Origin of the sequence: Methanospirillum sp. (assembly GCF_035560735.1) — an archaeon.
GTDB lineage: Archaea > Halobacteriota > Methanomicrobia > Methanomicrobiales > Methanospirillaceae > Methanospirillum.
Genome location: NZ_DATMYY010000334.1, coordinates 1 through 4,623 on the forward strand (window position 1 = coordinate 1; position 4,623 = coordinate 4,623).

General features: G+C 46.9%; 4 protein-coding genes. 1 reads left to right on the forward strand and 3 read right to left on the reverse strand.

Annotated elements, in window-relative coordinates; all coding sequences use genetic code 11:
• Positions 1-71: 71 nt before the first annotated feature.
• Positions 72-338, reverse strand: a complete 267-nt coding sequence (locus VN429_RS09905; RefSeq protein ID WP_325632792.1) for a hypothetical protein — start codon at positions 336-338, stop codon at positions 72-74.
• Entirely contained in the window at positions 331-1,557 is a 1,227-nt protein-coding gene (locus tag VN429_RS09910; protein ID WP_325632794.1) for an MFS transporter, read from the reverse strand. Before VN429_RS09910 ends, VN429_RS09905 begins: the two co-directional genes overlap by 8 nt.
• A gap of 63 nt (positions 1,558-1,620) precedes the next feature.
• Here VN429_RS09910 and VN429_RS09915 point away from each other — a divergent pair, with 63 nt between their 5' ends.
• Complete coding sequence (locus tag VN429_RS09915) at positions 1,621-2,433, forward strand: TrmB family transcriptional regulator (RefSeq protein ID WP_325632796.1); 813 nt, start codon at positions 1,621-1,623, stop codon at positions 2,431-2,433.
• 11 nt (positions 2,434-2,444) lie between these two features.
• Here VN429_RS09915 and VN429_RS09920 read toward each other — a convergent pair.
• On the reverse strand, positions 2,445-4,623 hold a 2,179-nt coding region (locus VN429_RS09920; protein ID WP_325632798.1), incomplete at its 5' end, for a glycosyltransferase family 39 protein.

Here is a 4,623-nt window from a genome sequence, read left to right on the forward strand (position 1 = left end):
TTTCTAAGGGAGGATATCCTTTTTTTCAGATGAACTTGAATTAAGGATGCAACAACATTCACCATCGCAGTTCATGAAGCGGCAAATAAAACAAGTGCCTGGAACAACAACCACGAGGATTTTATCTTCGCAAACAATGGATTTATTGCGATTGATTCACCCCTCATAATCCCATCATCGCTTCCAGGTATCACTGCATGGAATACGGATTTCTTCAATATCCTGAATAATGGAACCTGCCCTGATACTATCAAACCCCTTCTGTTCAGACAGGCACGGGAAAACAATATCAATCGGGAAAATAAGGAGTGCCAGGAAAATCCCTTTAAATCAGACATCTTGCTTTGAACCTGTAGGAACCATTGTCATGCCGTACTTCTCCTTCAGGAGTGCCAGGAGGTATGGCAGAGCAAAAACAAACGCCACACAGCCACATGCAACGAATGCATTACTGTACGTTACAGCAATGGCAAATACCGGAACTATTGCAAGTGTTGAGGCAAACTGGCCAAGGTTGAGGGCTACAGAGAATCCTCCACTTGCTCTGCCAAGGTACTGCTTTGGCGTTATGGCTGCAATCCAGTTCAGGATGGTTGGCATCAAAATTCCTTCCCCGATACCGATGCAGATAACCCCTATCGCAACTGTAACAAGTGATGTAGCAAACCCAAGGCTGCAAAGTCCAATACCGAAGAATATAAACGTAAAGGTCAGGATCGTGTACCGATGGAATCTCCAGGCAATTCTTCCATACAAAACCCCGAGAAGTGATGAGGCACAACCTGATATTCCCAGGAATAATCCGCTTGCAAGTGCACTATTCCCTCCAAACACAGAAACTGCATCCATATTAGCAAGTAAAAATGGAAATTTTGTTGGCATTAAAAAAAACAGCATATTCCCAAGAAACAGTGTGATATATGCGACCAGCAGGGGAAGGACAGGGAAAACCTGATCAGGTGTTTCAAGTTTCGTCTCAAATTTCAAACATGCAGGCTCTCTCATTGTTACAAGAACACCTACAAGGATTACAATTCCAATCAGGTAGATGAGGAATGCTGCACGCCAGGATATACCAGCGAGTAACCCTCCACTCGTCTCAAGAATGAGCACACCAAGACCCATTGCAGCTGCCTGGTACCCGAGAACTTTCGCCCTGGTAATTCCTTCATAATAATACGCAATTAGAGAGGAGGTAGTACAGGTTATACCTGCGATACCCATTCCAAGGATAAACCGGCCGGCTAATATTGCAGGTATTGAGTTAAGATAAAATCCAGAACTACCGGTGATAGTAAAGACTGCTACGGAGGCAACAAGGACCCTGACTTTTCCAAATTTATCAGACAGGCTACCGATAAAAAAACCCGTAAGGGCGATAGCAAGAGCTGGAAGAGTTATTATCAGGGAAATTAAAGACTCAGATGAATCGGGAAACGCTTTGCTGATGAGTGGAAGTGCAGGCGCGACTGCTGCTCCTCCCATCAGGATCATCATCGCAGATAGTAAGAGAAATAACAATGTCCATTTCGATGGTTTGAATGGTACGGCTGTCATGCCCTATCTGATTACAAGCGGCAAATTATGAAGAAAGTGCTCCTGAAATGAGTAGCTCATAGTATGATAGATGATTTACTGCTCCTTCACCTGAAAAAAATCGGAATGAACGAATATGAGGCGAAGGTGTATGGCATCCTGTCAGCATTGCGGGTAGCTAGTGCACGTGAGATTCATGAGCATACCAGAATCCCACGAGGCAGAATCTATGAAACCCTCACATCCCTTTCAGAAAAAGGATTTGTGGCCTCTTCCGGCAGATCGCCAGCACGATACTCACCAGTTGATGTTACCCAGACATTTGAACGGCTGAAGAAGGAATCGGTCGAATCTCTGGAAGGGATATATCAGAGGCTCAAAGCCCTTGAGACAGAAACACCTGAACCACTTATGCAGGGGTATGAACTGCGTACAGAGTGGACACGGGAGAATCAGATCAGGATGATGCTTAAAAGAGCAAAATCAGAGGTTATTCTCCTCTGCAATGATGATGAACTCCTCACCAGATACAACAGTGAAATTTCACGTGCAGCAAAACGGGTGCCAGTATATCTCGTTGTTGAAAGAGAAGAACTTGCCAGGATTGTACAGATAAAATGCTATCATGGCGGGAATGACATTGATTCATCCCTCTTCCGACATAGTACAGAAGAAAACATAGGGGTCTCGATGAAACTGCTGCTGATGGCTGACCGTCGTGAATCTGTCTCAATTATGGAGGATAATGGTAATGAGACAGGAATATTCATCTGTCCGGATATTTATGCCAGTTATCTGTCGCGAAAGATTCTCCAGGAGATTGAACAGATAGACAGAGTGCGAAAAAGAGGTGAGTCCAGGGTGACTCAGAGTACGGATGCACCAGAACGGGAGTAAATTATATCTTCTCACACCACTCCCTTGCAGTCATATAATCTATTTTGCATCGGCGATGTTGTATTTGCCTGATTTGTGCCGCTATTCCATTCGCTCTCTGAAACTGCAGGACAACTATCCTGTACCCATTGGGTTACTCCTCCACTTTCTCTTCCCGGCATTCCCTGACCTTTCTGCCCAAGCAGGAAAAACCTGATCTTTCCTTCCTGAATGAGGGTTTTAAGGGACTCGTTAGTGAGAATCTGATCTCCGCCAGAATATCCGCCCATCGCCATAACAGAGGCACTGTACGAGAGGATGAGATCCCCGGCAGAGCGGGAACTCTCAACCCCGACCATATATTTCTCACCTGACTGATGAGATGCCAGATACGAATAGAGGGCTGAACTATTACCCTGTAACTCCCCTGGTCCCATGCCCTGCCCATGGCCGGAAACCAGACTAGGACCTGCCGATGGCATATTACCTTCACCTTTATAGATCACCGGAGTGCATGACCATGCAAAGGGTGCAACGCAGAGCAGACCAACTGTGATCAGGACCACAATAGTACCTATTCCTGGAGAAATCAGAGAAGAGTGGGTGCGGATGAGGATTAATACCGCAGCACCAAGCAGTGATCCAACGAGAACAATCCAGGAGAGTGGTGCCAGGAAGTCAGGATTATACTTGAGGAATACCCACTGGCAAAACCCGGATACCAGGATAGCAGCAATGAGCAGCCACCCTCTGATTCCTGGTCTCTGATAGGCATCGAACATAGAAACAGCCCCGATTCCAACAAGACCTGCAAGTGGAATTGCTACCATAACTACGTAATAGGTGTGATAGAAACCGCTTGTAAAACTGAAGTATAATAACTCAGGAATCAGCCAGAGAGCCAGGGCGATCGTGAGGACCTCTTTCTCATTCAGAGAAGTCAGCACAGACCACCTGGGGCGTGAAAACCAGGCTAACAGACCGATCAGGGCGAACGGAAGCAGCCAGCTGATCTGGCCGGACATCCCTGCATCGCCCATCCTGAAAAGACCAGGCTCACCCCCGTCATTCATTCCAGAACCGCCGCTAGGTCGCCCACCCTCCATCCCAAACGGATAGTTACCAGGTGTTCCGTTCCCGCTAAACCCGGGAGGGCCTGCGAAAGCCCTGTCCTCTCCTGTATGTGTGGAGCCGCTGGTCCCTTCAGGGAAGGAGCCCTGATTATGAGGAGTTGTATTCAAGTCAGGTCCCGGGGATCCTAACCCGTTGTTAATACCTGGGGGCAATGCTCCACCTGAACCGCCAGGGAATGCTCCCGGAGAACCTCCACGTATGGACTGGTTAGCGCCCATTTCTCCGCCATGAAATGGCATGAACCCACCAAGTAGCCGGTTCAACCCGTTATATCCTAAAATGAGGTTAAACTCAGAGTTTCCTGTACTGCTTCCAATATAGGGCCGTTGATCAGCCGGCGTCAGGTCCATCATCGCAGCCCATGATACAGAAACCAGAAGTAGTACAATTGATGCAGCAGCAAGATACAGGATCTTCTTCTTCCATGAGAGTCTAAAATTCAACAGAAAGATCCCAAAGCAGGCAGGAACAACTGCAAACGCCTCTATCATCTTGATATTAAATCCGATCCCGATAAGAAACGCAGCTCCTGCAAGGTACCACGGAGAACCTGTTTTCCAGGCAGTTACAGCCAGAAACACAGCCCCAAGAAGAACAAATATAAGCAGCCCGTCCATGTTGTTTGTCCGTGCGACTGCAACAAAGATGGGGGTTATCGTGAGAGTAAATGCAGCAATAAGGCCTGCTTCCTTTCCCCATGATCTTGAAACAAGCAGGTACAACAGGAGAACCGAACAAATCCCGGCAAGGGCCTGGGGAAGAATTACAGAGGAGCCAGAAAATCCCAGTAATGTAGCACCCAAAGTCTGAATCCAGAGGCTTATCGGGGGCTTATCAACGGTCACAAATCCTGTTGGATCATAGGAATTATAGATCATGATGCCAGGATTTGTGAGCATACTCTTAACACTTGCAGCATAGTACGAGTTTGAATACCCTTCCTTTGCCAGATTAAAGAGGAGGAGGACTGATGCCAGGATCAGAATTCCCAGCAGAATCAGTTCATGACGATAGTTGCGGATATTTGATTGAAAATTCACGGATTTCACCAATGTTCGAAGATAAATGGTTCCGAAT

Bases quoted from the DNA above. Each gene is read 5' to 3' on its own strand.
- VN429_RS09910 (WP_325632794.1), bottom strand. From the start codon at position 1,557: ATGACAGCCGTACCATTCAAACCATCGAAATGGACATTGTTATTTCTC.
- VN429_RS09915 (WP_325632796.1), top strand. From the start codon at position 1,621: ATGATAGATGATTTACTGCTCCTTCACCTGAAAAAAATCGGAATGAAC.
- VN429_RS09905 (WP_325632792.1), bottom strand. From the start codon at position 338: ATGTCTGATTTAAAGGGATTTTCCTGGCACTCCTTATTTTCCCGATTG.